21 protein-coding genes and 1 tRNA gene are annotated in these 24,926 nt (G+C 68.2%); 11 read left to right on the forward strand and 11 right to left on the reverse strand.

The features are described 5' to 3' along the window. Positions 1-43 precede the first annotated feature (43 nt). Genes ASD10_RS02690 through ASD10_RS02710 form a run of 5 tightly spaced genes read right to left on the reverse strand, consistent with a single transcriptional unit; the run spans position 44 to position 5,386 of the window. On the reverse strand, positions 44-1,516 hold the full coding sequence (locus tag ASD10_RS02690; protein WP_056604209.1) for a penicillin-binding protein 2: 1,473 nt from the start codon (positions 1,514-1,516) through the stop codon (positions 44-46). Then, positions 1,513-2,886, reverse strand: coding sequence for an FtsW/RodA/SpoVE family cell cycle protein (locus ASD10_RS02695; protein ID WP_056604212.1), 1,374 nt, complete (start codon positions 2,884-2,886; stop codon positions 1,513-1,515). Before ASD10_RS02695 ends, ASD10_RS02690 begins: the two co-directional genes overlap by 4 nt. Next, a complete protein-coding gene (locus ASD10_RS18605) occupies positions 2,883-4,184 on the reverse strand; it encodes a PP2C family serine/threonine-protein phosphatase (RefSeq protein WP_056604215.1) in 1,302 nt (433 codons plus the stop codon). Before ASD10_RS18605 ends, ASD10_RS02695 begins: the two co-directional genes overlap by 4 nt. Before the next feature lie 3 nt (positions 4,185-4,187). Further along, the gene (locus tag ASD10_RS02705) at positions 4,188-4,667 is read right to left on the reverse strand and encodes an FHA domain-containing protein (RefSeq protein WP_056604218.1); all 480 of its coding nucleotides are present in this window, start codon (positions 4,665-4,667) and stop codon (positions 4,188-4,190) included. Beyond that, positions 4,667-5,386: a DUF3662 and FHA domain-containing protein gene (locus tag ASD10_RS02710; protein WP_056604220.1), complete on the reverse strand. Its 720-nt coding sequence runs from the start codon at positions 5,384-5,386 to the stop codon at positions 4,667-4,669. The genes ASD10_RS02705 and ASD10_RS02710 overlap by 1 nt, the downstream gene beginning before the upstream one ends. 147 nt (positions 5,387-5,533) lie before the next feature. Here ASD10_RS02710 and ASD10_RS02715 point away from each other — a divergent pair. Continuing rightward, positions 5,534-5,616: transfer RNA gene (locus tag ASD10_RS02715), tRNA-Leu, on the forward strand. Between the two features lie 293 nt (positions 5,617-5,909). Here the strand turns inward: ASD10_RS02715 and ASD10_RS02720 are convergent. The 3 genes from ASD10_RS02720 to ASD10_RS02730 are packed head-to-tail and all read right to left on the reverse strand — an operon-like array spanning position 5,910 to position 9,155. Next, on the reverse strand, positions 5,910-6,812 hold the full coding sequence (locus tag ASD10_RS02720; protein ID WP_056604223.1) for a LysR family transcriptional regulator: 903 nt from the start codon (positions 6,810-6,812) through the stop codon (positions 5,910-5,912). A gap of 19 nt (positions 6,813-6,831) precedes the next feature. Next, complete coding sequence (locus tag ASD10_RS02725) at positions 6,832-8,226, reverse strand: APC family permease (protein WP_056604226.1); 1,395 nt, start codon at positions 8,224-8,226, stop codon at positions 6,832-6,834. After that, a complete protein-coding gene (locus tag ASD10_RS02730; RefSeq protein ID WP_082555982.1) occupies positions 8,226-9,155 on the reverse strand; it encodes a proline iminopeptidase-family hydrolase in 930 nt (309 codons plus the stop codon). Before ASD10_RS02730 ends, ASD10_RS02725 begins: the two co-directional genes overlap by 1 nt. Positions 9,156-9,380: 225 nt before the next feature. Here ASD10_RS02730 and ASD10_RS02735 point away from each other — a divergent pair, with 225 nt between their 5' ends. Beyond that, a complete protein-coding gene (locus tag ASD10_RS02735) occupies positions 9,381-10,541 on the forward strand; it encodes an FAD-binding oxidoreductase (protein WP_235501742.1) in 1,161 nt (386 codons plus the stop codon). Here the strand turns inward: ASD10_RS02735 and ASD10_RS02740 are convergent. Next, on the reverse strand, positions 10,534-11,457 hold the full coding sequence (locus ASD10_RS02740) for a LysR family transcriptional regulator (protein ID WP_056604232.1): 924 nt from the start codon (positions 11,455-11,457) through the stop codon (positions 10,534-10,536). The genes ASD10_RS02735 and ASD10_RS02740 overlap by 8 nt on opposite strands. Before the next feature lie 64 nt (positions 11,458-11,521). Here ASD10_RS02740 and ASD10_RS02745 point away from each other — a divergent pair, with 64 nt between their 5' ends. The 4 genes from ASD10_RS02745 to ASD10_RS02760 are packed head-to-tail and all read left to right on the forward strand — an operon-like array spanning position 11,522 to position 16,782. Continuing rightward, the gene (locus tag ASD10_RS02745) at positions 11,522-13,036 is read left to right on the forward strand and encodes an aldehyde dehydrogenase family protein (protein ID WP_056604235.1); all 1,515 of its coding nucleotides are present in this window, start codon (positions 11,522-11,524) and stop codon (positions 13,034-13,036) included. Further along, positions 13,036-14,193, forward strand: a complete 1,158-nt coding sequence (locus ASD10_RS02750) for a Glu/Leu/Phe/Val dehydrogenase (RefSeq protein WP_056604238.1) — start codon at positions 13,036-13,038, stop codon at positions 14,191-14,193. Before ASD10_RS02745 ends, ASD10_RS02750 begins: the two co-directional genes overlap by 1 nt. Further along, a complete protein-coding gene (locus ASD10_RS02755; RefSeq protein ID WP_056604241.1) occupies positions 14,190-15,404 on the forward strand; it encodes a VOC family protein in 1,215 nt (404 codons plus the stop codon). Before ASD10_RS02750 ends, ASD10_RS02755 begins: the two co-directional genes overlap by 4 nt. Continuing rightward, positions 15,397-16,782, forward strand: a complete 1,386-nt coding sequence (locus ASD10_RS02760; protein ID WP_162248818.1) for an NAD(P)-binding protein — start codon at positions 15,397-15,399, stop codon at positions 16,780-16,782. Before ASD10_RS02755 ends, ASD10_RS02760 begins: the two co-directional genes overlap by 8 nt. A gap of 316 nt (positions 16,783-17,098) precedes the next feature. Here the strand turns inward: ASD10_RS02760 and ASD10_RS02765 are convergent, their stop codons facing one another. After that, on the reverse strand, positions 17,099-18,019 hold the full coding sequence (locus ASD10_RS02765) for an NADP-dependent oxidoreductase (protein ID WP_200938117.1): 921 nt from the start codon (positions 18,017-18,019) through the stop codon (positions 17,099-17,101). Positions 18,020-18,198: 179 nt separating this feature from the next. Next, on the reverse strand, positions 18,199-18,900 hold the full coding sequence (locus tag ASD10_RS02770; protein WP_056604250.1) for a GntR family transcriptional regulator: 702 nt from the start codon (positions 18,898-18,900) through the stop codon (positions 18,199-18,201). Positions 18,901-19,326: 426 nt separating this feature from the next. Here ASD10_RS02770 and ASD10_RS02775 point away from each other — a divergent pair, with 426 nt between their 5' ends. Genes ASD10_RS02775 through ASD10_RS02795 form a run of 5 tightly spaced genes read left to right on the forward strand, consistent with a single transcriptional unit; the run spans position 19,327 to position 24,903 of the window. After that, complete coding sequence (locus ASD10_RS02775; protein WP_056604253.1) at positions 19,327-20,292, forward strand: sugar ABC transporter substrate-binding protein; 966 nt, start codon at positions 19,327-19,329, stop codon at positions 20,290-20,292. 6 nt (positions 20,293-20,298) lie between these two features. After that, complete coding sequence (locus ASD10_RS02780; protein WP_056604255.1) at positions 20,299-21,750, forward strand: sugar ABC transporter ATP-binding protein; 1,452 nt, start codon at positions 20,299-20,301, stop codon at positions 21,748-21,750. Between the two features lie 25 nt (positions 21,751-21,775). Next, positions 21,776-22,792 (forward strand): ABC transporter permease, encoded by a 1,017-nt coding sequence (locus tag ASD10_RS02785; protein ID WP_056604257.1) that lies wholly within the window; start codon positions 21,776-21,778, stop codon positions 22,790-22,792. A 27-nt stretch (positions 22,793-22,819) separates the two neighbouring features. Continuing rightward, entirely contained in the window at positions 22,820-24,472 is a 1,653-nt protein-coding gene (locus ASD10_RS02790; RefSeq protein ID WP_056604260.1) for a GMC family oxidoreductase, read from the forward strand. After that, complete coding sequence (locus tag ASD10_RS02795) at positions 24,469-24,903, forward strand: hypothetical protein (protein WP_056604263.1); 435 nt, start codon at positions 24,469-24,471, stop codon at positions 24,901-24,903. Before ASD10_RS02790 ends, ASD10_RS02795 begins: the two co-directional genes overlap by 4 nt. Positions 24,904-24,926: the final 23 nt, after the last annotated feature.

Raw genomic sequence — 24,926 nt, forward strand, 5'->3', positions numbered from 1 at the left:
CGTGTCATTCCTTCAATCGCTGCGTTCAGGGGGAGTACGTCGGTCACTTGCCCAGCACCGCTTCCATGACGGACTTGGCGATCGGACCGGCGAGGCGTCCGCCGGCGATCTCGTCGCGGGCGGTGTCGCTGGACTCGACCAGGACCGCGACGGCGACCTCGTTGTCGCCGTCCTTGGCGTACGACACGAACCAGGCGTAGGGCGGACGGTCGGGCGTCGACTGGGCGGTGCCGGTCTTGGCACCCACCTCGACGTTGGGGATCTGCGCCGAGGTCGCGGTGCCCTGCTGGACCGTGCTGACCATCATCTCGCGCAGCTTGCGCGCCGTGGTCTCGCTGACGGCCTCGCTGAGCCGCTCGGGCTGCGTCTTGTCGAGCACGCGCAGGTTGGGCGCGCGCACGGTGTCGATGACGTAGGGCTTCATGACGTCGCCGTCGTTGGCGATGCCCGCCGCGACCATGGCCATCTGCAGCGGCGTCGCCGCCACGTCGAACTGGCCGATGCCGGTCTGGCCGAGCTGCGGCGGCTCGAGCGTCGTGTCGGGGTTCGTGAAGCGGCTGGGGCTGGCGGCCAGACCGTCGATCGGGTCGGTGCCGAAGCCGAACTTGGCGGCCTGCTCGCCGAGCTTCTCCTGGCCGATCTCGAGGGCGAGGCCACCGAAGGCGACGTTGCACGAGACGTTGAGCGCCCGCTCGAACGTGATGGTGCTGCCGCCGCAGTTGCCGCCGTTCTCGTTGGGCAGGGTGTAGCCGTAGCCGGGGAACTTCAGCGTCGTGCCGGCCTTGACCTTGTCGTCGATGTCGGTCACGACACCGTTCTCGAGGGCGGCCGCCGCCGTGATGAGCTTGAACGTCGAGCCCGGGGGCAGCGTCTGCTCGGTCGAGCGGTTGGTCATGGGCTGGTCGTCGTCGGTCGTGAGGTCCTGCCAGGCCTTCTGCACCTCGGTGAAGTCGTGGCTCGCGAGGCGGTTCGGGTCGTACGACGGCTGCGACACCATCGCGAGGACGGCGCCCGTGCGGGGGTCGATCGCCGCGACGGCGCCCTTGGTGTCGTCGCCGAGGCGCTCGAGGCCCTCGGCGGCGGCCTTCTGGGCCAGGGGGTCGATCGTGAGCTCGACGCTGCCGCCCTTGGGCTGCTTGTTCGACACCAGGTCGACGACCCGGTTGACGAACAGGCGGTCGTCGCTGCCCGACAGGACGTCGTTCTGCGTGCTCTCGACGGCGCTGCGACCGTAGATGTAGGAGAAGTAGCCGGTCAGGGGCGCGTACAGGTCGTCGTCGGGGTAGCGGCGCTGGAACTTGTACTCGTCCTTGCTCTTGACGCTCTCGGCGACGGGCTTGCCGTCGACCAGGATCGCGCCGCGGTCGCGGGAGTACTCCTCGTTGATGACGCGGCGGTTGCCGTTCTTGCTGTTGAGCTCGTCGGCCTGCACGAACTGCACGAAGTTGGCGTTGAGGATCAGCGCCAGGAACAGCACGAGGCACGCGACGGCGATGTTGCGGATGGGACGGTTCACGAGATCTTCACCACCTGGGTCTCGTCGTTGCTGTCGAAGGTCGAGATCTCGGGGGCGGGGCGACGCGTCTGGTCGCTGATGCGCAGGAGCAGGCCGATGATGGCCCAGTTCATGACGACCGACGAGCCGCCCTGCGCCATGAACGGCGTCGTCAGACCCGTCAGCGGGATCAGGCGGGTGACGCCGCCGACCACGACGAAGACCTGCAGCGCGAACGAGAACGCGAGGCCCGCGGCCAGCAGCTTGCCGAACGCGTCACGGCACGTCAGCGCGATGCGCAGACCGCGCTCGACGATGAGCCCGTAGATCAGCAGGATCGCCATGAGGCCCGTGAGCCCGAGCTCCTCGCCCATCGAGGCGGCGATGAAGTCCGAGAACGAGTACGGCGTCAGCTGCGGGCTGCCCTGGCCGAGGCCCTGGCCGAGGATGCCGCCGTGCGCCAGCCCGAACAGTCCGTTGATGACCTGGCCGTTGCGGTCGGGGTCGCCGAACGGGTCGAGCCAGGCGTCGAAGCGCACGCGCACGTGGCCGAAGGCGGCGTAGCCGAAGTAGGCGCCGGCGCCGAACAGCAGCCCGCCGACGACGATCCAGCCCGGACGCTCGGTCGACACGTAGAGCATCACGACGAACAGGCCGAAGAACAGCAGCGACGATCCGAGGTCGCGCTGGAAGACCAGGATGCCGACACTGATGAGCCAGCACGCGAGGATCGGGCCGAGGTCGCGCCCGCGCGGCAGGTCGATGCCCATGATGCGCCGGCCGGCCAGCGCGAGGGCGTCGCGCTTGACGACGAGGTAGCCGGCGAAGAAGATCGCGAGGCACACCTTGGCGGCCTCGCCGGGCTGGAAGCTGAAGCCGAACAGGACGACCCAGATGCGGGCACCGTTGATCGTCTGGCCCACGCCGGGGATCAGCGGCAGGATCAGCAGGCCGATCGCCGCGGCGCCGAACGTGTACGTCAGCGTCTGCAGGCGGCGGTGGTCGCGCACCGCGATCAGGATGCCGGCGAAGGCCGCGATGCCGACGGCCGTCCACACCAGCTGGGAGTTGGCGAAGGCGGCCCGGGCGGGATCGATCTGCTGGCGTCCGATGTCGAGCCGGTAGATCATCGCCAGGCCGAGGCCGTTGAGCGAGATGACCAGCGGCAGCAGCACGGGATCGGCGTACGGGGCGACCCGGCGCACGATCAGGTGCGTCGCGATGGCCACGACGATCAGGGCGCCGCCGAGCTTGTAGGTGTCGGCCGGGATCGTGCCCTCGGCGCCCAGGCCCACCGAGGCGTAGGCGGCGATGCCGATGAAGACGGCGAGGAAGGTCAGGAACAGCTCGGCCCCGCGCCGCTTGCGGGGGACCCAGACCGGGGTCGTCATGGGGTCCAGACCGCGGGGGTCGCGGCGGTCGGGGTCGTGGTCGCCGGGGCGGGCGCGGTGGGCGTGGTGCTGGGGCTGGGTGCCGGGGTGGGCGGGGTGATGACGTCGAGCTCCTTGATGGTCTGCAGGGCGTCGGCCTTGCTCGAGGCCTCGATGCCGTCCTCGATCTCGCGACGCTGGAACTCGCTGAGCGACGTCAGCTCGATCTCGGTCGTCTCGTCGACGTGGCTCAGGGTGATGCCGGGGATGTCGGCCTGGACGCCGCGGTAGACCGCGACCTTCCCGTCGACGTCCGAGACGTAGTACTGGGTCTGCGACCACTGGTACGCGAAGTAGCCGGCGGCGGCGAGGATCGCCGCGAGCACGACGAGCCCGGCCGTCCACCGCACCCAGCGCCGCCGGCTAGGCGGTCGGGGGGCGTAGCGCAGCTCCTCGGGGTCGAAGGTCTGCTCACCGTCGGTGCGGGTCGTGTCGGTGCCCGCAGCGGCGTTGCCGGTGCGGGGACGCTGCTGGCTCGCGGCCGCGCCGACGAGCTGCGGCTGGCCGTCGGAGCACGACAGGTGCTCGTCGGGCTCGGTGTTCTTCTCGACGAACTCGGCGATCACGACGGTGACGTTGTCGACGCCGCCGCCCTCGAGGGCCAGGCGGATGAGCTCGGTCGCGGCCATGTCGATCGTCTCGGCGCCGAGGGCACGGGCGATCGCGGGGTCCTCGACCATGTCGGAGAGGCCGTCGCTGCACAGCAGGTAGCGATCGCCCAGCACGGGCTGCACCCAGCTGAGGTCGGCGCCGTTGTCGTCGCGGCCCAGCATCGCGCGCAGGATCAGCGAGCGGTGCGGGTGCGTGCGCGCCTCGGCCTTGGAGATGCGGCCCTCGTCGATCAGGCTCTGGACGAAGGTGTGGTCGGTGCTGATCTGCTGCAGGTCGTTGCCCCGCAGGCGGTAGACCCGCGAGTCGCCGATGTGCGCGAAGGCGAACTTCTCGCCGTCCCACAGCAGGGCGTCGAGCGTCGTGCCCATGCCCTCGACGGCGGGGTCGCGGGCGATGATGTCGGCCAGGCGCTGGTTGGCGTCGATGACGGCCCGGTCGAGGGCGTCGATCGCATCGATGTCGAGGTCGCGGTCGAGCTGGCGGATGACGTGGAGCGTCTCGGACGAGGCGATCTCGCCGGCGGCGGCACCGCCCATGCCGTCGGCGATGACGAGCAGGTGGTCGCTCGCGTAGCCGGAGTCCTCGTTGTCGGCGCGGCGCAGACCCGTGTCGGTCAGGGCGACGTAGCGGTAGCTGAGGGCGGTCATGGACTACTTCTGCAGCTCGACGATGGTCTTGCCGAGGCGCACCTGGATGCCCAGGCCGATCGGGATCGGGGTCGTGATGCGCTGGCTGCCGAGGTACGTGCCGTTGGTCGAGCCGAGGTCCTCGACGAACCACTGCTCGCCGTTGGTCGCGAAGCGGGCGTGACGCGTCGAGACGTAGTCGTCGTCGAGGCGGATCGCCGCGTCGGTGCCGCGTCCCAGCAGGATCGGCCCGTCGCCGAGGGGCACGCTCTGGCCGGCGTTGGGCCCGTCGACGATCTTGAGCGTCGTGGGGTTGCCGCGCGGGGGCTTGCGCGCCTTGGTGCGGCCGACCTTGGCCGGGGCCTTCTGCTTGGCCGGGCGGGGTGTCGACGGGGCCTTGGTGCCGAAGATGTCGGAGCGGATGACCGACACGGCCGACAGCACGAACAGCCACAGGACGGCCAGGAAGCCGAGCTTGATGAGGGTCAGGGTGAGCTCGGACATCACGTCACTTCCGTCATGCGGATGATGATCACGGTGTTGCCCAGCCGGATCTCCGAGCCGTCGGCGACGACCGCGGTGGCGACGCGGTGCCCGTTGAGCACGACGCCGTTGGTCGAGTCGAGGTCGACGATCGTGACGGTGGTCTCGGCGCCGCTCTGGTGGGTCTTGATCTGTGCGTGGCGCCGCGAGATGCCCGGGTCGTCGATCTTGAGGTCGGCCTCGTTGCCGCGGCCGATCACGACACCGGGAGGGCTCAGGGGGTGGCGCATGCCGTTGACCTCGAGGATGACGTCGGCCGACCGCACCGCCGTGTCGGTCATGCGCTGGCCCGCGACGGGCGTGACGGCGGCCGTGGTCTTGCTGCGCACCCGGAAGCGTCCGGTGCTGAGGTCGTTGACCATCGTGAACGTCAGCTCGAACGCGCCGGGCATCGTGTAGCGCTGCTCGACGACGTGCTCCTTGACGAGCGTCTCGAGCTCCTCGGCCAGCGTCGTGCTGAAGGGGTTGAGGCGTTCGAAGTCGGAGGGCGCGAGCTCGACGGTGAAGTCGTTCGGCACCAGCATCCGGTCGCGCGACAGGATGTGCGCGGAGTTGTCGACCTCGCGCTGCAGGGCAGCGGCGATCTCGACCGGCTGCACCGCGCTGCGGAAGGCCCGGGCGAACGCTCCCGTCACGGCACCCTCCAGGCGTTGCTCGAAGCGCTGCAGCACCCCCGCCATCTACGGCCGCCTTCCGATCGGATCAATGATGTTCCCTGCGATGGTATCGGGACTCCCCGAAGTGGCGCCTCATCCGTCGTGACCGGGCGCGGGGGAAACCTATCGGAGATGGCCTGTTAGACTGTGTGACCGGTCCTCAGGGACCATGCGCGGGTGGCGGAATGGTAGACGCGCTGGCTTCAGGTGCCAGTGTCCGCAAGGGCGTGGGGGTTCAAATCCCCCCTCGCGCACAGCACGACGAAGGGCCGGAACCTCAGGGTTCCGGCCCTTTTTCAGTTCTGCAGCAACTGTTCTGTCACACATGGTGCGGGTAGGAGTCGGCGACGCACTGGTTTGCGCGGACTTTCTCAGCCGGGCCCTGACCGGCACGTCGGTCGCGCGCATGGCTGCCGACGCGACGACTGGAATGTGTTCCGTTCCCGGAGGTTGTCGACGGGTCTGATGGTTGTCGCCGTGTCGTCATCGCGTGACCGGCTCTTCGCCGGGGTCGAGCCACCGCGTTGTGTGAACCGGCCCGTAGCCGTCACAGTGCCGAAACGACTGTCTGGACCGCTTCGATGATCGCTGTCACACCGCGGCGTTCTTGATGGGAACTGGCGGAGTAGATGACGAGGTCGCGGCGGATGTCGTCCTCGAGTCGGACGACGCCGACGCCACGCTCAGGCGATAGTGCAAGCATCAGGTCGGTCAGCGGAGCAACTCCCAGGCCGGTCGACGCCAACGTCAGGGTGGCGGCCGTGTCGGTCAGCTCATGAGCCTCGATGGGCTCGAATCCGCGTTTGCGACAGGCAGCCCTGATGGCCTGGCCCCACACGGTGTGCGGAGGTGGCAGGACCCACGGACTGTCGGCGAAGTCCAGGAGCCGCATCCTGCGTCCGGCGCGCTCATCGTCGTGCCGGACGGCGATGCGGAGCTGCTCGGACCGCAGGCTGGTGGGCACCACGTCTGCGGGTTGCTCCACGGGTGCGTCGCCATATGTCAGGCCGAAGGACACGTCGACCCGACGCCGGGCCACGGCGTCTCCGACCTCGTCAAGGTCCACCTCACGACACCTGATCGTCAACCCGGGATGTGTTGCGCGCACGAGGTCGATGACCGGCGCCAGGAGCCCGGCAGCAGTGCTCCCCCAGGTCCCGAGGACGATCTCGTCGCGGATGTCGTCACCGACATCGGTCGCGGCGTCCATCAAGCGTCGTTCCGCGGCCAGCATCGATCTTCCCTCGGACAGCACGATCCGGCCGACGTCTGTGAGCTCGACGAACCGCCCCGCCTTGGCCAGCACCGGACGGCCGACCGTCCGACCGAGAGCGTCCATGTGCTGCGACAGCGCACCGGGGGTGTAGCCCAGCTCGTCCGCCGCAGCCGAGACGGTTCCAAGTCGTGCGATCGCCTCGAGGGAGGAGAGATGGACCATGTTCACCCGCATGGTCAAGGACGGTAGTCGCTCAGAACCCGTCGGCGGTGTCAAGCGACGTTCCGCGGCGACCGAGGACGAAGGCAACCAGCAGCCCTGCGGCGAGCCAGCTCAGTCCCAGCACCTTGGCGTCGGTCGTCGTCTCCCAGAGGGCGTAGCCGAGCAGGCCGCCGCCGATGACCGGCGAGATGCAGTGGGCGAAGATCTTGCGGTCGCTCCCGCCAAGGACTCCGAAGCGGTACAGGACGCTGATGTGCAGCAGGATGTAGGCGGTCAGAGCTCCGAAGGTCACCAGCGTCGTCATCTCGGCGATGTGTCCGACGGCCGTCAGGCCGATGATGATCGAAAGCACCGTCACCACCGTCAGGGCGACGATCGGTACGCCCCTGGTGGACAGCCGAGCGAAGGCGACGGGGAGCTGGCGGTCGCGAGCCATGCTGAAGATGAGCTTGGACGTGGTGGCCTGGGAGACGAGCGTGTTGGCGAAGATGGCCACGAGGGCGGAGATGAGCGTGAAGACCGTCTGGAACCACGGGGACACGGCGACGCCCGCGATGTCGTAGAAGGCTGTGGCGGCCAGGTCCGAGTCGACGTAGGCGTCCGGGGTGGGCACGAAGATGGCCGCGAAGTAGACCTGGGCGATGAACAGCGCGGCGACGAGTCCGAGCACGATCATGGTGGCCCGGGCGACCGTCTCGCCACCTCCCTTGGCTTCCTCGTTGAGGGTGGAGATCGCGTCGAACCCGACGTACGACAGGGCGGCGATGGGGATGGCGCTGAAGACCAGCGACCAGGAGAAGTAGGTCGAGTCGAAGAAGGGCGTGAAGCTCAGCTGCGCGCGACCGGCTGCGACTGCGACGAGCGCGCCGCCGACGAAGACGGAGATCGCGACGAGCTGGATGGCAAGGAAGACGAGGTTCATTCGCGCGGTGATGGAGATGCCGCGCACGTTGATGGCCGCTGCGACGCCGACGAAGGGAACGATCCAGACCCAGGATGGGATCGAGGGGATCTCGCTGTTGATGGCTGCGGCGCCGAAGATGCCCAGCAGCGCCGGCAGCAACAGGTAGTCCAGCAGGATGGCCCACCCGGCGATGAAGCCGATGAGCCGGCCGGTGCCGAACCGTACATAGGAGTACACCGATCCCGCGACCGGGTAACGGGCTGCCATCTCCCGGTAGCTGACAGCGCTGAAGAACATGGCGATCGCCGCCACGAGGTAGACCAGTGCCACCTGGCCCTTGGAGAACTCGAACACCGCGCCGAACACGGCTGCCGGTGCGAGCGGGACCATGTAGATCAGGCCGTAAACGACGACATCGCGCAGGCTCATGGTGCGTTGCAGCGTCTGCTCGTACCCGAGGTCCTGGAGGCGGGTCTCTGCATCTGTGACGGGCGTGCGGGGTGCGTGATCGTGCGTGTCCATCAGATGCTCCTGGAGGTGAGGTTCGAGTCGTGCTGGGCGAGGAAGTCTGAGAAGGCAGTCAGCGTGAGTTCCGGCTGCTCCAGGTGTGGGCAGTGGCTGGCGTTCGGGATGCGGAGGTACGCGGCTCCCGGGATCAGTCGGCGACTCGCGTCGACCACCAGATCAGTGGCTTCGTCGAACTCGCCGTGCAGGACGAGCGCCGGGACGGTGACTCGGTGGAGGTCGGCGTCACGGTCCCACGTCGCGAATGCGCCCACGACGTGGAACTCGGTGGGCCCGATGAGGGAGTAGTAGACGGTGGGGTCGTCGTCGCACGCCGCCAAGGTCGCCTGGAGATCGTCCGGCCAGGGGTCGAGACGACACAGGTGTCGGCGGTAGAACTCCGTGGTCGCCTCCGCGTACTCAGGCGAGTCCGTGGTGCCGGCCTCCTCGTGCGCCGCAAGCGTCTCTCGGACTGGCGCAGGCAGGAGTGATCGCAGTCGCGTCGCCTCGGCGGCCCAGGTGATCATGGACGACGGCGAGTCGGCCAAGATGACGGACCGCAGCCCTGCGCGGGTCTCGATGGCCCACTCGATGGCCAGCATGCCGCCCCAGGACTGGCCCAGGAAGTGGTAGCCGTCGTGGAGGCTGAAGTGGTCGACGAGAGCCTGAACCTCTTGGACGAACAGCGAGACCGTCCAGAAGTCTGCGTCGTGGAGGCGGTCGCGATAGTGGCTCGACCGCCCGTTGCCCACCTGGTCGTACAGGATGACGTCGCGCCCTGTCTTAGCCAGCGCCCTGAGGGGGCGCAGGTAGTCGTGAGTCATCCCGGGGCCCCCGTGGGAAACGATGACCGGGTCTCCTCGACGTTCACCGACAGCGGGCCACAGTTGCGCCCACGTGGAGTGGCCGTCACCCCAGGTGACGACGTGCTCTTGCGGGTCTGACATGGAGCCTCCAGCTCTTCGTGAATGAGGATGTGCGACGTGGGTCACGGTGCGATGAGTATCCCTAGGAGGTCGGACGGGGACCAGCGAGAGATCCTCGCAAGAGTCCTTTAGAGATGCTCAAAGGTGACGTTTCAGCAGGCCTGAGGTGCGTGGTTCACGAACTGTCGCTTGTGCGACGGCGCCTCGGCGGGCGAGGGTCGAACCCCCGACCCAAGGAGAGCTCCAGTGCCACCCGCCGCCTTCCCCGCCCGCGCGTCCGTTGTCATCGTCGGCGGCGGGGTCATGGGTCTGAGCTCTGCTTTCCACCTCGCGCTGGCCGGCGTCGAGGACGTCGTCTTGGTCGAGAAGGGCGCGCTCGGTGAGGGTTCGACATGCAAGGCCGCCGGCGGGGTGCGAGCGCTGTTCTCCGACGAGATCAACATCCGGCTCGGTGAGCGCAGTCTGCGGACGTTCGAGGAGTTCGGCACGCAGTTCGACCAGGAGATCGATCTTCACCAGGTCGGCTACCTCCTGCTGGCCGACAACGACGAGACGATGTCAGCGTTCGAGGAGAACGTGGAGCTCATGACGAGCCTCGGGCTCGCCGCCCGTACGGTGAGTGTCGCCGACGCCAAGAGGCTGTCGCCGCTCATCGCGACCGAGGATCTTGTCGGAGGTCTGTGGTCGCCACGCGACGGGCACTGCACCCCCGAGTCCGTCGTGGCCGGCTACGCGAAGGCCGCGCGGAGAGCCGGGGTGCGCATCCTGACCGGCACGGAGGTGACCGACATCGAGGTCGCTGACGGCAGGGTCGCCGCTGTCCGGACCAGCGCCGGCATGATCGCGACCGACGCGGTCGTGTGTGCTGCAGGCGCGTGGTCGGCCGACATTGCCAGCTGGGCAGGGGAGGACCTTCCCATCGTCCCGCTTCGTCGACAGATCGCAGTGACCGAACCACTCGGGGTCGACCTGACCGGTACGCCCTTCACCATCGACTTCTCGACGATGTTCTACTTCCACGGGGAGGGTCGAGGTCTGCTCATGGGCGCGCCCGAGGCCACGGACTCGGAAGGCTTCGACATCTCGCGTGATCCCGACTGGCTCGAGACCCTCGCAGAATGCATGGATCGCCGTGTCCCGGCGCTCGGCGACGTCGGGCTGCAGAGCGGATGGGCCGGCCTGTACGAGATGACGCCGGACCACAACGCCGTGATCGGATCCTCCGATGTCGTGGAGGGGTTCATCTACGCTGCGGGGTTCTCCGGCCATGGTTTCCTGATGGGCCCGGCCGTCGGTGAGGTCGTGCGTGACCTCTATCTGGGCAAGGAACCGTTCGTCGATGTGTCTCCCATGCACGCGCGCCGCTTTCACAACGCTGGCGAGCGTCCGGAACGCAACATCATCTGACCGTCGACGGTGCTGGAGAGAGGCGCCCGACGTGATGGATCGCGTCCAGCACGGCACGCACGGTCGGGCGCTGTGAAGTCGTCCTTCGCGCGACGAGGAGCAGCCGCCGGCTCAGGACAGGATCGACCAGTCGTCGCATCTCGACAGGGGCGACCGTGTCCGCGACGGCCCGTCGCGGCAGCAGGGTGATCCCGGCGCCGCGTGACACGGTCGCGACGAGTAGAAGCAGGTCATCGGTCTCCCAAGCGACGTCGGGCTCGAACCCCGCAGCGCGACAGGCGTGTCGCGTGGCGGCTCCGCATGCGGTGGTGGACGGCGGCATCACCCACGGCTGGTCCTTCAGGCTGGCCAGCGCGACCCGTCGAGGCAGGTCGGCGTCACAGGCCGAAACCAGGACGAGCGGCTCGGTCAGGACCTCCTCGACGAGGAGGTGCGAGGGCATGGCGACGGGCACATGGTCGTACACGTCGATGAGCGCCAGGTCGACACTGCCGCCGTCGACCTCGTCCAAGCTCTCACCAGGTTCTCGTTCGACGACCGACAGAGCGACCCCAGGAGCAGTCTGTTCGAGGACCTTCTCGGCAGGCAGCAGCAGGGCTGCAGCGCCCGAGGCGATCGTCGCGACGCGGACTCGTCCGGCTAGCTCGCCGCTGAGCTGTGCGATCGTCGACCGGGCGTCGTCGAGCTGACGGGCGAGCTTCTCGGCGTGCTCCAGCAACGAGAGACCTGCGCCGGTCAGGACAGTACCGGTCGCCGTCCGCTCGACGATGGGGGTAGCGCAGTCCGCCTCTAGGGCTGAGATCTGCTGTGACACCGCCGAGGTGGTGATGCCAAGGGACGCGGCAGCCCCCGTAAGACTTCCGTGACGGGCGACGTAGATCAGGGTGATGAGTCGTTGGACCTCGGCACGCGACATGACTGCTCCTTTAATTCTGCTAAACACTCTAGGCCAACACTGTTTAGCACGTCACGGTGAAGGTATGAGACTTTCGCGTGACGTTCTGGACATCCTCGGCCGGCTCGGCGCCGGCGACCCCTTCGACGACGCTGGAGAGCTGCCAGCGGTGTCGCCGGTCGACGCGCAGGAGATGGGCCGACTGTCCGCCCACTCGGCGGACGACGTCACGGAGACTGTCGGCCGGGCACACGAGGCGTACCTGGAGTGGAGGTCGGTCCCAGCGCCTGTTCGCGGCGCACTGGTCCGCGAGCTGGGTGAGCTGCTGCGCGAGCACAAGGACGACCTCGGCGCCCTCGTGTCCATCGAGGCCGGCAAGATCCTCAGTGAGGGCCTCGGCGAGGTGCAGGAGATGATCGACATCTGCGACCTCGCTGTCGGCCTGTCGCGCCAGCTGCACGGCCTCACCATCGCCACGGAGCGGCCCGGCCACCGGATGATGGAGCAGTGGCACCCGCTCGGGGTCATCGGCGTCATCAGTGCCTTCAACTTCCCGGTCGCCGTGTGGTCCTGGAACGCGGCGCTCGCGTTCGTCGCCGGAGACGCCGTTGTGTGGAAGCCGTCCGAGAAGACCTTGCTCACCGCGCTGGCCTGCCAGGCGCTCGCCGAAGAGGCGTGCCGGCGCGTCGGAGCTCCGAACCACCTGTCGCAGGTGGTGCTCGGAACTCGAGAGGTGGGTCAGGCGCTCGTCGACGACCTCCGGGTGCCGCTGATCTCAGCCACCGGATCGACCCGCATGGGCAAGGAGGTCGCTCCGCGTGTCGCGGAACGCCTCGGTCGCTCCCTGCTCGAGCTCGGCGGCAACAACGCCGCGATCGTCGCCCCGTCGGCCGATGTCGACCTGGCCGTGCGCGGCATCGTGTTCTCGGCCGTCGGCACGGCCGGCCAGCGGTGCACGTCTCTACGCCGCCTCATCGTCCACGAGTCGATCAAGGACGATGTCGTCGCGCGCCTGAAGGCCGCGTACGAGACGCTGCCGATCGGCTCGCCGCTGGAGCCGTCGACCTTGGTCGGCCCGCTGGTCGACGAAGCGGCTTTCGAGGGCTTCACCGCTGCCGTCGCTCGCGCCCAGGACGACGGCGGCGTCCTCGTCACCGGTGGTGTCCAGGACCACGACGCCGGCAAGGCAGCAGGAGGCGGCTACTACGTGCAGCCCGCAATCATCGACATGCCGAGCCAGACGGGCGTCGTCAAGGAGGAGACGTTCGCGCCCATCCTCTACGTCCTGACCTACGACACGTTCGACGAGGCGCTGAGCCTCCACAACGAGGTGACGCAGGGTCTGTCGTCGTCGATCTTCACCCTCGACGTCCGCGAGGCCGAGACGTTCGTGTCCGTCGTCGGCTCCGACTGCGGCATCGCCAACGTCAACATCGGCCCCTCAGGCGCCGAGATCGGTGGCGCGTTCGGTGGCGAGAAGGAGACCGGCGGCGGACGCGAGTCGGGCTCCGACGCGTGGCGGAACTACATGCGCCGCACGACCAACACGGTCAACTACTCGACCGAGCTGCCGTTGGCGCAGGGCGTGGAGTTCGTCTGATGCTTGAGCTCATCGACGAATGGGGTCCCGAAAAGGTCGTCATGGTCTCCGACCGGCGCACCGGCATGAAGGGCGTGCTCGTCATCGACAACACTGCCCTCGGCATGGGCAAGGGTGGCACTCGGATGAGTCCCACCCTGACGGTCGACGAAGTGGCGCGGCTCGCGCGCACGATGACCTGGAAGTGGGCCGTCAGCGGTCTGTTCCACGGCGGCGCCAAGGCGGGCATTCGTAGCGACCCTTCCGCGCCGGACAAGGAGGCCGTGCTGCGGGCCTTCGCCCGCAGGCTTGCCAATGAAGTGCCGTCCGAGTACGTCTTCGGGCTGGACATGGGACTGACGGAGAACGACGCCGCGATCATCTCCGACGAGCTGGGACGAGGATCTGCCGTGGGCCTTCCCGCCGAACTGGGAGGTCTCCCCTACGACCAGCTTGGCATCACCGGCTTCGGGGTCGCAGAGGCGACTGATGCCGCTGCTCAGTCCTCCGGACTGACGATGCAAGGCGCGCGCGTCGCCATTCAAGGCTTCGGTGCCGTCGGCGTCGCGGCGGGGCTTCGCCTGGTTGCGCTCGGCGCAACCGTCACAGCCATCGCGACCAGCAAGGGGACCCTCGTGGCACCCGACGGACTCGACGTGGAACGTCTGGTGTCGTTGCGAAACGACGAGGGTCACGGGGACGAGGTGGTCGCGGTCTACGACGACCCGAGTGCTCATCATGTCCCGGATGCGTCGGCAGTTCTCGACGTTCCCGTCGACATCCTGGTGCCGGCCGCCCGCGAGGACGTGATCCATCACGACGTGGCTCGGCGCACGACCGCCCAGCTGGTCGTCGAAGGAGCGAACATGCCAACGACCCCCGAGGCGCGTGCCATCCTGCACGAGCGGGGCGTGATCCTCGTCCCCGACTTCATCGCCAACGCGGGCGGCATCGTGGCCGCCGCCTTCTCGATGGACGCCCGCCACTCGGCGTTCGCAACCGACCCCGACCGTGTCTTCGCCTCGGTGTCAGCAACGATGCGCAGCAACACGCGCACTGTTCTCGACGAGAGCGCACGAACCGGCTCTGCCCCGCACGAAGCCGCCTGGGGCCTGGCCCAGGACCGGGTCCGGACCGCAATGACCTTGCGCGGACAGGTGACGGGGGAAGCGCGATGAGCGTGACGCAGACTGAGCTCCGAACTCGCTTTGCCGCGAGCCTCTCGGAGTTGTACGGCAGCGAGGTACCCGCCTACAACACGCTCGTCGAGGTCTCCCAGGAGGTCAACGCCGAGGTCCTGGCGAAGCGCCCTGATGCCGAACGACTCGGCACGATCGAGCGGGTCACCGCGGAGCGGCACGGTGCCATCCGTGTCGGCACACCTCAGGAGCTCGCCGAGGTGGGCAGGGTGTTCGGTGCGTGCGGCATGTACCCGGTCGGCTTCTACGACCTGCGGGAGGCCGCGCCACCCATCCCCGTCGTGTCGACCGCGTTCCGGCCCGTCGACAGGGCTGAGCTGGCGGTGAACCCGTTCCGGGTGTTCACGTCGATGCTCGTGGTCGACGACCGGCGGTTCTTCGACGAGAGCACGGAGAACGATCTGCGCGAGTTCCTCGAGGCTCGACGGATCTTTCCCGACGAGCTCCTGGGGCTGGCCGATCGGATGGAGCGTGACGGGTCGCTCGAGGAGGCACACGCGGACAGGTTCATCGAGCTGGCGACTGCGGCTTTCGCCCTGTCTCCCGAACCCGTGGACCGGGCTTGGTACGAGCGGCTGGAGGCCATCTCGAGCGTCGCGGCGGACATCGGCGGGGTGTCGTCGACCCACATCAACCACCTCACGCCACGCGTTCTCGACATCGACGCGCTCTACGAACGGATGACGGCTCGAGGTGTCGAGATGATCGATCGCATCCAAGGGCCGCCGCGCACTTCCGACGACGAGCCGGACGTCCTGCTACGGCAGACCTCGTTCCGTGCGCTCGCTGAACCGCGCGCGTTCCGCGAGTCCGATGGATCGGTCGTCAGAGACTCCTTGAGTGTCCGGTTCGGCGAGGTCGAGCAGCGGGGCGTTGCGTTGACGCCGGCGGGACGAGAGCTGTACGACCTACGTGGGCTGGACGCCTTGCCGCGCACCGACGAGGCCCTGCACGCCGCAGACCTCGCCTACTACGCGCGGTCGGCGGCCGGAGAGCTGCAGCCGATCGTGTATGAGGACTTCCTGCCGAAGTCGGCTGCCGGGATCTTCGCGTCCAACCTCACCGGGGATGGCCGGTCGGACGCCTCGCAACGCGCCTCGCGGCGCGACGCGTCATGGCTGCGTGACGTGCTGGGTCGCGAGCTGTACGACCCGTACGCGCTGTACGAGGCAGAACGCGCTGGTGACTGAGGAAGGCGTGAACTCCGGCGGCGAACGGATGGTGGTCGTCGTCGGAGACACCCTGCTGGCGTCGCGGCTGTGTGCGTCGGTGCAGGCCGAGCCTGGGTTCAGCACCACCCACCTCGTTGCTCCGTGCGACTCGACGCTCCTGGTGGCACTGGCGCAAGAAGGAGTGGAGGCGGTCGTCATCGCAGTCCACGAGGACGTTGCCGCGCTCCGCCACGCCTTGGTCGTAGCCGACGCTGATCCACATCTTCAGACGATCGTCACGGTCTTCGACCAGACCATGAAGGAGCGCCTTGGACAGCTCTGGCCGCACCTCGAGATCGTGTCGCCGGCGGAGATCGTGGCCCCCAGCCTCGCTGGTCCATGCGTGCTGCCGGGAGCACTGGCGGCGTGGACGGACGGCGATCGTCCCTACGTCCTCTCCGACCCGGTCGATGGACCCAGAGAGCTGGTTCGTCCACCGTCAGTCTGGCCGAAGGGGGTTGCCGGTCTGCGGGATCGTCTCCGACAAGTCGTCCTCGGGGCACACTTGGGACAGACCACCAGCACGCGGATGCTGGTGGTGGGAACGGGTGGGGTGGGTGTTGTTCTTTTCGCGGACTTTGTGTGGCTCATCAGCATGGGTGTGCCGCCGGCAGAGGCGTTCTTCGATGCAGCCCGCGTCGTCTCTACGGTGGGGCCGGCGGTGGCGCATGGTGGCGATGCCTACATGGTGTTTGCGGGACTGGCGATGCTGGCGACGATCGCATTCAGCGCCGTGCTGACGGCGGGTTTCATCGAGAGGTTCCTCGAGCCGCGAGTCCTCAGTTTGTTCGGGTCACGACGCCCCCCACGATCGGGTCACGTCGTCGTGATCGGGATGGGTCAGGTCGGCTTGCGGCTGTGTGTCGAGCTCAGGCGCCTCGGTATCCGGGTCATAGGCCTCGAACGCGACTCGCGCGCTCCTGCCCTGCGGGTCGCGCAAGCCCTCAAAGTCCCAGTTGTTCACGGGCACGGGACCGACAGGCAGACGCTTGAACGGCTCAGTTGTAAGGGCGCGAGGGCCATTGCGACGGTCGGCTCGGACGATCTGGACAACATCGCAGTTGCCGTCAGCGTCAGCGCACTCGTTCCTCACGTACCTGTCGTGATCCGCGCCGGCGAGCATGAGGTCATCGCGCGCCCACGATCCTTCGAGGGGCTTGGGCACCTCCGTGATGTGGCAGACCTAGCTACTGTTTACGTGCGGGCTCGCTTGATGGGGCGCGACGTCGACCTTGTGGCAACGGACGGTGAGACCACCTACCTGATCGTCGGTACGCGGTGTGTCGAGACGGTGCGCCGCGACCCCAAGCTCGGTTGCAGGCACGAGATGCCGCAGGTGGCCACGGCGCGACAGTAGGAGTGGTTCTCGCGAAATGGAGACCGCCTACCGCAGTCACCAGGCGCTCAGGCGTTCCGACGCTGACGAGGCAACATTCGCTGGTGTTTGAGCACCTGACTTGGAAGTTCTCCCACGTTTACGCGCACGAATCCCCCCTCGCGCACAGGAACGACGAAGGGCCGGAACCTCAGGGTTCCGGCCCTTTCTCGTCGCGGTGCAGCGACCGGAACGTGTTCCACGAACCCGCGATGGACGATGGCGGCGCGCCCCGACGACCGACACCCCGATCGGACGGAGACGTCCGAACGGGGTGACGGTCGAGTGGGGGCGGTTGTCAGCTGAAGTCGAGCACGATGCGTCCACGCACCCCGCCGCCGGCCAGCAGCTTGTGGGCCTCCGCCGCCTGCTCGGCCGGGAAGGTCGTGGCCACCCGCAACGTCAGCGTGCCGTCCTCGGCCTGCTGACGGAGGCGGTCGAGCTTGTCGGTGTGGCCGACGGCGGACGAGACGAAGATCGGGTGCACCGAGATGTCGCGGTCGGTCGGACCGTCCCACCCGCGGATGGTCACCAGCGCCCCGCCGTCCTTGATGGCCGCGAGCGTCTGGTCGATCTGCACGGAACCGTCGGCCAGGCCGTCGACGCCCTCGGGCACGGCGGCGCGGATGGCGGCGGCCACGTCGTCGCCGCGGGGGACGACGATGTCGGCGCCCAGGTCGCGGACGAGGTCCTCCTCGCCCTCCTTCGCGTCGGCGACGACGCGCAGGCCGTCGGCCTTGGCCAGCTGCACGACGAATCCGCCGAATGCGCCGACCGCGCCGGTGACGGCGACGGTCCCGCCGGCCGGGACGGCCATCTCGTCGAGGGCCAGGCGCGCGGTGAGCGCGTTCATGAGCAGGGTCGCCGCGGCTGCGTCGTCGGCACCGGCGGGTGCGGGGACGACCTGCTCGGCAGGCAGCACGATCTGGTCCTGGTAGGCGCCACGCGTCTCGCTGAGGGGAGCGACGACGGCGATCACGCGGTCGCCGACCGCGAACCGGTCGACACCCGGCCCGATCGCGTCGACGACGCCGGACAGGTCCATGCCAGGGACGTGCGGCCCGGGCGGCACCTCGCCGTCGCGGTAATAGGCACCGCGGATCATCGCGGTGTCGGTGGGGTTGACGGTCGCGGCGTGGACGCGGATGCGGATCTGGCCGTCCTGCGGATCCTGCACAGGAAGGTCGAGCACCTCCAGGTCGTCCTCGTCGCCGGGCATGGGCACTCCGATGGCTCGCATGTCCGGTGCAACTCGGCCTGCACGATGCCTATTCCGGACAAGTGGTCGGCTCGGTGCGCGAGGACCGGCTCACACGGCGAGGTGAAGGCCTCGACCGCCACACCCAGGTCGACGGGGTGTGCCGTGACCGGCGACGTCGACGCGTACCGACTGGCGTCTCAGCTGGTCGCCTCGAAGGCGCGAACCATCTGCGCACACGCGCGGTCGAGGTAGGCACGGAGGTGTCGTGCAGCCTCTTCGACGTCGCCGCTCTCGATGAGCTCGCAGATCGTCACGTTGTCGGTCAGGTAGGGGTCGTGGAAGTCCTTCAGAGGAGTCATGACATGGAACGCGAGACGCTGCTCGGCGAGCAGCTGACTCATCGTCGCGTCGAGGCGACGGTTGCCGGCCAGACCCGCTATCGCGAGGTGGAAGTGCATGTTCGCGGTGCCGAGCCCCCGCCAGTCCTCTGCCTCCGCGGCTGAGAGCCCCTCGGTCACGGCCAGTCGGATCTTGCTCTTCTGAGCCTGGGTGTGCCGTTCGGTCTGGGCGAGCGCCGACGTCTCCAGCATCGTGCGGAACTGGTAGATCGACGTGACGTCGTCCGCGGTGAGCTCGCGGACGAAGACCCCCCGGTTCATCTCGTGGACGAGCAGCTTCTCGTGCGCCAGGATGCGGAACGCCTCGCGCAGCGTGTTGCGTGACACCGACATGGCGGCGGCGAAGGCTTCTTCCGACAGGCGCGTGCCGGGGACGATGCGTCCCTCGATCAGATAGCCCCGGAGCACGTCGACGACGCGCTCAGCGGTGCTCGCCGCGACGGGCGCAGGCCTGCCCGCGAACAGGTCCGCCACGACGTCGAGGCCGTGGGTCTGAGTCATGTGAGGTCCTGTCCTGAGAAGATTCCCGCAGCGTAGCGCGGATCGCTCAACAAATCACCCGTTTTCAGCCGCCGCTTTATTGCCGTGATGTTAAGGAGTTTCAGGGGCGTTAAAGGTCAAGTAAAAGGATTGCAGAATGTGTGAACAATCCGTATCGTCCTTCGTACTGTGGTCGAGGCCACACCCACCCAGCCTCCTTGGCTCGACATCGAAGGACTGAACATGAACGTTTTCGCTACGACTGACGGGGGTCGGGGACGGGCAGCGCTGCGTCGAAGGACCAGCAGGACCTCCCTCGCGCTGGTCGCTGTCGGCGGGATCCTCACGCTCGCCGCCTGTGGTGGGGGCTCTGACTCTGCGAGCTCCGGCTCCGGATCCGGAGGCAGCGTCGATGTCGCCGAGTACAAGGCCGGTGCCGAGGAGGCCATGAAGCCCGTCGAGACGTTCGACGGCCCGACGGAGGGCCCGGCGGCTGCCGCCGGCAAGAAGGTCGTCTTCATCACCTGCGGCTTCGAGGCCGAGGGGTGCAACCTCCCGGGCAAGGCCGCCAAGGAGGCCGGAGACGCACTCGGCTGGGACGTCACGGTCGTCGACGGCAAGTTCGATCCTCGCATCTACTCGCGGGCCATCCAGAACGCCATCGACTCGAACGCCGACGGCATCATCATCGACGCCATCGACGCCGACGCCATCTCCGGGCCGCTCAAGGCCGCTCGCGCCAAGGGCATCGTGGTGGGCAGCTACGACTCCCTGAACGAGGTCAGCGACACCAGCGTGTCGTACGACGTGCAGGCCAGCACCGAGAAGCAGGGCAAGGCCATGGCCGACTACATGATCTGGAAGACCGATGGGAAGGCCAAGGCCTTCATCCTGAACGCGCCGGAGTTCAAGGCCCCCTTCGCCTGGACCGAGACCGCTGAGAAGGCGATCAAGGACTGCTCGTCGTGCGAGATCACGGGCTCGCAGAAGTTCACCGCCGGTGACGCGGCGACCCGTCTCCCGCAGCTCACGGTGTCGTCCGTCCGCCAGAACCCCGACACGAACGTCATGATCGCCTCGTACGACGCCGCGATGCTGGCCAGCATCCCCTCGATGCAGAGCGCCGGCATCCTCAAGGACGTGAAGGTCGGGACGTTCAACGGCATCAGCGCCGCGATGGACCTGATCCGCAAGGGTCAGCTCACGGCGTCGGTGGGAGGCGCGATGGAGTGGGGCGCCTGGGCGTCGATGGACAACATGAACCGCATGCTCGCCGGCGAGGAAGCCGTCGAGCAGAACGTCCCGGTGCGGCTCATCACCGCCGAGAACGTCGACACCATCGACCCGAGCGGTCCGTGGACCGGTGACATCGACTTCCGGGCCGAGTACAAGAAGATCTGGGACGGGGAGTAGCACCAGATGCCCTCGACGCGCACGGCAGCCATCCAGATCCGTGGTCTCAGCAAGACGTTCGGCGCCACTCGCGCCCTCAGCAACGTCTCGATGGAGGTCGCACCGGGCAGCATCCACGCACTGATCGGGCTCAACGGGTCCGGCAAGTCGACGCTGGTCAAGGTTCTGTCCGGCTTCTACGCGGCGGACGAGGGCGACGTCTCGATGGGGGAGGTGGTCTTCGTCCACCAGGACCTGGGCCTCCTCCCCTCGTTGACCGTGCTGGAGAACTTCAGCATCGGCCGACCCATGGCCATGAGACGTGGACAGATCGACCGCAGAGCCGAGGAGGAGCGGGCCCGTGCGGCCCTGGCCGAGTTCGGGCTCGAGCACACCGTCCGCCAGCAGATCTCGTCGCTCACCCAGGCTCAGTGCGCCATCATCGCGATCGCGCGGGCCCTCGACCGGTCCGCGTCGGGCGACGTCGCCGCCCTCGTGCTCGACGAGCCCACCTCGGCCCTGCCGAGCCACGAGATCGAGATGCTCGCCGCGGCCATGAGGACGTACGCGGACCGTGGGATCGGCATCGTGTTCATCACGCATCGGCTGCAGGAGGTCGTGGACCTCGCGGACACCCTCACCGTGCTGCGCAACGGGCAGCTCGTCTACTCCGGACCGACCGAGGGGACATCGATCCCCGGCATGGTCGAGATGATGGTCGGCGACGCACCCACCCGCGTCGAGGCCGAGTGGACGCCCCCGGTCAGGACGGGTGAACCGGTCCTGGAGGCTCGCGCGATCGTCTCCGACACGCTCGACCGGCTCGACCTGTCGGTCTACTCCGGTGAGATCCTCGGCGTCTTCGGCATGACCGGCAGCGGGCTGGAAACCCTCGGGTCGGTCCTGTCCGGACGCGAAGCGGCAGCAGGCGGCACGGTCCAGCTCGACGGCTCCCCCCTCGTGGCCAACAGCCCGCGCGTGCAGACGATCGGTTACGTCCCGAGCGACCGACCGCGGCGGGGCGTCCTCCCCGGCCTGAGTGTCAGGGAGAACATCTCCATCCGCTCCCTCAAGGGCACGCTGTCTCGCGGGCAGATCTCACGCCGGAAGGAGGTTGCCCTCGCCCAGCGGTGGGCCGAGGACCTGCGCATCAAGCCCAGCGACGCGAGCGTCCCGATCCTGACGCTCAGCGGCGGCAACCAGCAGAAGGCCATCCTGGCGCGTTGGCTCGCCGTGGACCCCCGGGCGATCGTCGCCGAGGAGCCGACGCAGGGCATCGACGTCTGGGCCAAGACCGAGATCCTGCACCGCCTGCGCGGCGCCGCCGAGAACGGGGCAGCCGTGCTCCTGACCGCGGTCGAGCCCGAGGAGATCCTCGACTTCTGCGACCGCGTCGTCGTCCTGCGCAAGGGCCGTGTCGTCCTCGACGAGCAGCGGTCCGACCTCACCATCACTGACATCCTCAGTGCGATGCACTGACCCTGAACCCTCCGGAGACGAGAACATGGCACGCACAGATGCAGCCGCGCAGACGGCCGGCACCAGCACGAGCGGCAGGGCCGCGTTCCTGACCGAGCTACCCCGCTTCGGGATGGTGGGGCTGCTCGTGATCATCGTCGTGGTCTTCAGCGTGCTGAGGCCCGACTCGTTCGCGACCACCGACAACATCCGGACGGTCCTCGTCGAGAGCGCGGTCCTGACGATCCTCGCGCTGGCCGTCATGATCCCCTTGATCGCCAACGACTTCGACCTGTCGGTAGCCGCGCAGCTGGGGTTCGCGTCGATCCTCGCGGCCGGCCTGCCGGGCAAGCAGGGCCTCTCGGTCCCGCTCGTCATCCTGGTCGTCCTGGCAGTCGGTGCCGTCATCGGCATCATCCACAGCGTCCTGATCGTCATGTTCGAGCTCCCGTCGGTCGTCGTCACCCTGGCCACCAGCACGGTCCTCGGCGGAATCGTCCTCTGGTACACCGACGGAGCCGTCCTGTACGAGGGAGTGCCCGCCTCGCTCACCGACCTGGGTCAGAAGGACGTCGTGGGCGTGCCGCTCCCGATCATCTACATGGTCGTGGTCGCCGCCGTCCTGTGGTTCATCCTGGAGCGCCGACCGTGGGGTCGTTACCTGTACGCCGTCGGCAGCTCACCGGTCTCGGCGCGTCTGGCCGGCGTCAACGCCCCGCGGGTGCGTGCCACCGCGCTCATCGCCTGCTCGGTGCTGGCAGCACTGGCCGGCCTGATCCTCACGGCCCGGATCGGATCGGGCAACCCCTCGATCTCGAATGCGTACTTCCTGCCGGCGTTCGCCGCCGCCTTCCTGAGCCTGGCCGCGTTCAAGCTCGGCTTCTTCAACCCGCTCGGAGTCGTGCTGTCGGTCTACCTGCTCGCCATCGGCGTCAACGGTCTGACCCTCCTGGGAGCCCCGTCCTGGGTCGAGCCGGTGTTCAACGGTCTCGCCCTCATCATCGCGATCGGTCTCGCCCGACTCTCCGTCGGCAAGTCCCGCAAGCTGTTCAGCGGCGTCTGACACACCACGAGCCAAGGAGCACGACACATGTCCAACACGACACCACGTCCGGACCGCACCGACGTCCTGGTCATCGGCGCAGGACCCTCGGGCGCCATCGCGACGAGCCGCTTGGTCGCGGCGGGGTTCGGGGTCGTCTGCCTGGAGCAAGGCGACTGGACGAGGCGCTCCGAGTTCACCGGCGCCACGAAGGACTGGGAGCTGTCCGCCCAGCGGGACTGGCACCCGAACCCCAACGTCCGCAACCGCCCTGCCGACTACCCCATCGACGTCACGGAGTCGGACGTCAACCCGCTGATGTACTCCGGTGTGGGCGGAAGCACCATCCTGTACGGCGCCCACTGGGTGCGCTCGCTTCCGTCCGACTTCCGTGTCAGGACCCTCGACGGTGTCGCCGACGACTGGCCGATCTCCTACGAGGACCTGCAGCCGTACTACGAGCAGATGGACCAGGAATTCGGCATCTCCGGACTGGGCGACGACCCGACGTACCCGGACACCGCGGCACCTCCGCTGCCCCCGTTGCCGATCGGCCGCATCGGCCTGCGTGCCGCACAGGGCATGGACGCGCTCGGCTGGCACTGGTGGCCCGCACCCAACGCGATCGCCTCCCGCGGGTACCGCGGGCGGGACGCGTGCATCCGTCGCGGCACCTGCCAGACCGGATGCCCCGAGGGTGCCAAGGCGTCAGCCGACATCACGCACTGGCCGTCCAACATCGAGAAGGGCGCTCGTCTCGTCACCGGCGCCCGGGTCAGCGAGATCACCGTCGACGAGAACGGGCTCGCCAATGGCGCGGTCTACATCGACCGCGACGGCGTCACCCATCACCAGAGGGCTGACGTCGTGATCGTGGCGGCCAACGGCGTCGGGACGCCGCGTCTGCTGCAGATGTCGACCTCGGCGCGCTTCCAGGACGGCCTCGCGAACTCGTCCGGCATGGTCGGTCGCCGGCTCATGATGCACCCGTACGCGGCCGTCAACGGGCTGTACGACGAGGATCTCGAGAGCTGGCTGGGGCCCGCGGGCCAGTCGATCGTCTCGACCCAGTTCTACGAGACGGACCACAGCCGGGGGTTCGTGCGGGGAGCCAAGTGGCAGGTCATGCCCGCCGGCGGTCCGCTCGGCAACAGGTCCGGGTACGCCGGCCTCCCGGGATCGGACGAGAGCGGCGACCCGCTCGCCGGCTGGGGTGAGGACTTCCACCACCAGGCCCGCAAGAGCTTCGGACGCTCGTTCGAGTGGGGCATCATCGCCGAGGACCTGCCTGACGCGGAGAACCGCGTCGTGCTGTCGGACTCGCTGGTCGACTCCGACGGCCTCCCGGCACCCAAGATCCAGTACCGGTCCAGCGAGAACACCCGCAAGCTGCTGGAGTTCCACGTCGCCCGCGCCCGCGAGGCGCACGTCGCTGCCGGCGCCGTCGAGACGCACGCGACGCCGCTCATGCGTGACTGCGGCTGGCACCTCCTCGGGACGGCGCGCATGGGCGACGACCCGTCCGACAGCGTCGTGGACACCTACGGACGCACCCATGACGTCCCCAACCTGTTCGTGATGGACGGCAGCACGTTCGTGACGTCGTCGGGCATGAACCCGACCGCGACGATCGCCGCCCTGGCGCTGCGCTCGGTCGAGCACCTCATCCAGAACCGACGCGAGCAGAAGGTCTCCGCATGACACGACTCGACCTCACCCTCGGCCTCTCGGGAAACCAGCGCGAGACCTACGGCCAGATCGCGGACGTCCTCATCTGCGAGGCCGACGGGATGCCCTCGGCCACCCAGGTCGAGGTGCACACCCGGTGGATCGACGAGGCGCTCCGCCTTCGTCCGGACCTGCGCGAGGGACTCGACGCCGCCCTCGAGCTCGTGCGCACGGCGCCGGACGTGCGTCAGGTGCTGGGAAGACTCGCCGTCGATCACCCCGACGTGTTCACGGCTCTGGGCACCCTCACGGCCGGCGCGTACTACATGGACGACCGGGTGCGCGAGCTGATGGGCTACCCGGGCCAGGAGGAACGGCGGCTCGTCGACGACACCTCCGAGTACCTCGACATGCTCGAGCGGGTCGTCGAGCGAGGCCCCGTCTACCGACCTACGCCGTCCTGATCCCCTCATCGCACCCCACCCCA

The organism is Aeromicrobium sp. Root472D3, from assembly GCF_001426485.1.
GTDB lineage: Bacteria > Actinomycetota > Actinomycetes > Propionibacteriales > Nocardioidaceae > Aeromicrobium.

Bases quoted from the DNA above. Each gene is read 5' to 3' on its own strand.
- ASD10_RS02695 (WP_056604212.1), bottom strand. From the start codon at position 2,886: ATGACGACCCCGGTCTGGGTCCCCCGCAAGCGGCGCGGGGCCGAGCTG.
- ASD10_RS18605 (WP_056604215.1), bottom strand. From the start codon at position 4,184: ATGACCGCCCTCAGCTACCGCTACGTCGCCCTGACCGACACGGGTCTG.
- ASD10_RS02705 (WP_056604218.1), bottom strand. From the start codon at position 4,667: ATGTCCGAGCTCACCCTGACCCTCATCAAGCTCGGCTTCCTGGCCGTC.
- ASD10_RS02710 (WP_056604220.1), bottom strand. From the start codon at position 5,386: ATGGCGGGGGTGCTGCAGCGCTTCGAGCAACGCCTGGAGGGTGCCGTG.
- ASD10_RS02720 (WP_056604223.1), bottom strand. From the start codon at position 6,812: ATGCGGGTGAACATGGTCCATCTCTCCTCCCTCGAGGCGATCGCACGA.
- ASD10_RS02725 (WP_056604226.1), bottom strand. From the start codon at position 8,226: ATGGACACGCACGATCACGCACCCCGCACGCCCGTCACAGATGCAGAG.
- ASD10_RS02730 (WP_082555982.1), bottom strand. From the start codon at position 9,155: ATGTCAGACCCGCAAGAGCACGTCGTCACCTGGGGTGACGGCCACTCC.
- ASD10_RS02740 (WP_056604232.1), bottom strand. From the start codon at position 11,457: ATGTCGCGTGCCGAGGTCCAACGACTCATCACCCTGATCTACGTCGCC.
- ASD10_RS02745 (WP_056604235.1), top strand. From the start codon at position 11,522: ATGAGACTTTCGCGTGACGTTCTGGACATCCTCGGCCGGCTCGGCGCC.
- ASD10_RS02750 (WP_056604238.1), top strand. From the start codon at position 13,036: ATGCTTGAGCTCATCGACGAATGGGGTCCCGAAAAGGTCGTCATGGTC.
- ASD10_RS02755 (WP_056604241.1), top strand. From the start codon at position 14,190: ATGAGCGTGACGCAGACTGAGCTCCGAACTCGCTTTGCCGCGAGCCTC.
- ASD10_RS02765 (WP_200938117.1), bottom strand. From the start codon at position 18,019: ATGCCCGGCGACGAGGACGACCTGGAGGTGCTCGACCTTCCTGTGCAG.
- ASD10_RS02770 (WP_056604250.1), bottom strand. From the start codon at position 18,900: ATGACTCAGACCCACGGCCTCGACGTCGTGGCGGACCTGTTCGCGGGC.
- ASD10_RS02775 (WP_056604253.1), top strand. From the start codon at position 19,327: ATGAAGCCCGTCGAGACGTTCGACGGCCCGACGGAGGGCCCGGCGGCT.
- ASD10_RS02780 (WP_056604255.1), top strand. From the start codon at position 20,299: ATGCCCTCGACGCGCACGGCAGCCATCCAGATCCGTGGTCTCAGCAAG.
- ASD10_RS02785 (WP_056604257.1), top strand. From the start codon at position 21,776: ATGGCACGCACAGATGCAGCCGCGCAGACGGCCGGCACCAGCACGAGC.
- ASD10_RS02790 (WP_056604260.1), top strand. From the start codon at position 22,820: ATGTCCAACACGACACCACGTCCGGACCGCACCGACGTCCTGGTCATC.
- ASD10_RS02795 (WP_056604263.1), top strand. From the start codon at position 24,469: ATGACACGACTCGACCTCACCCTCGGCCTCTCGGGAAACCAGCGCGAG.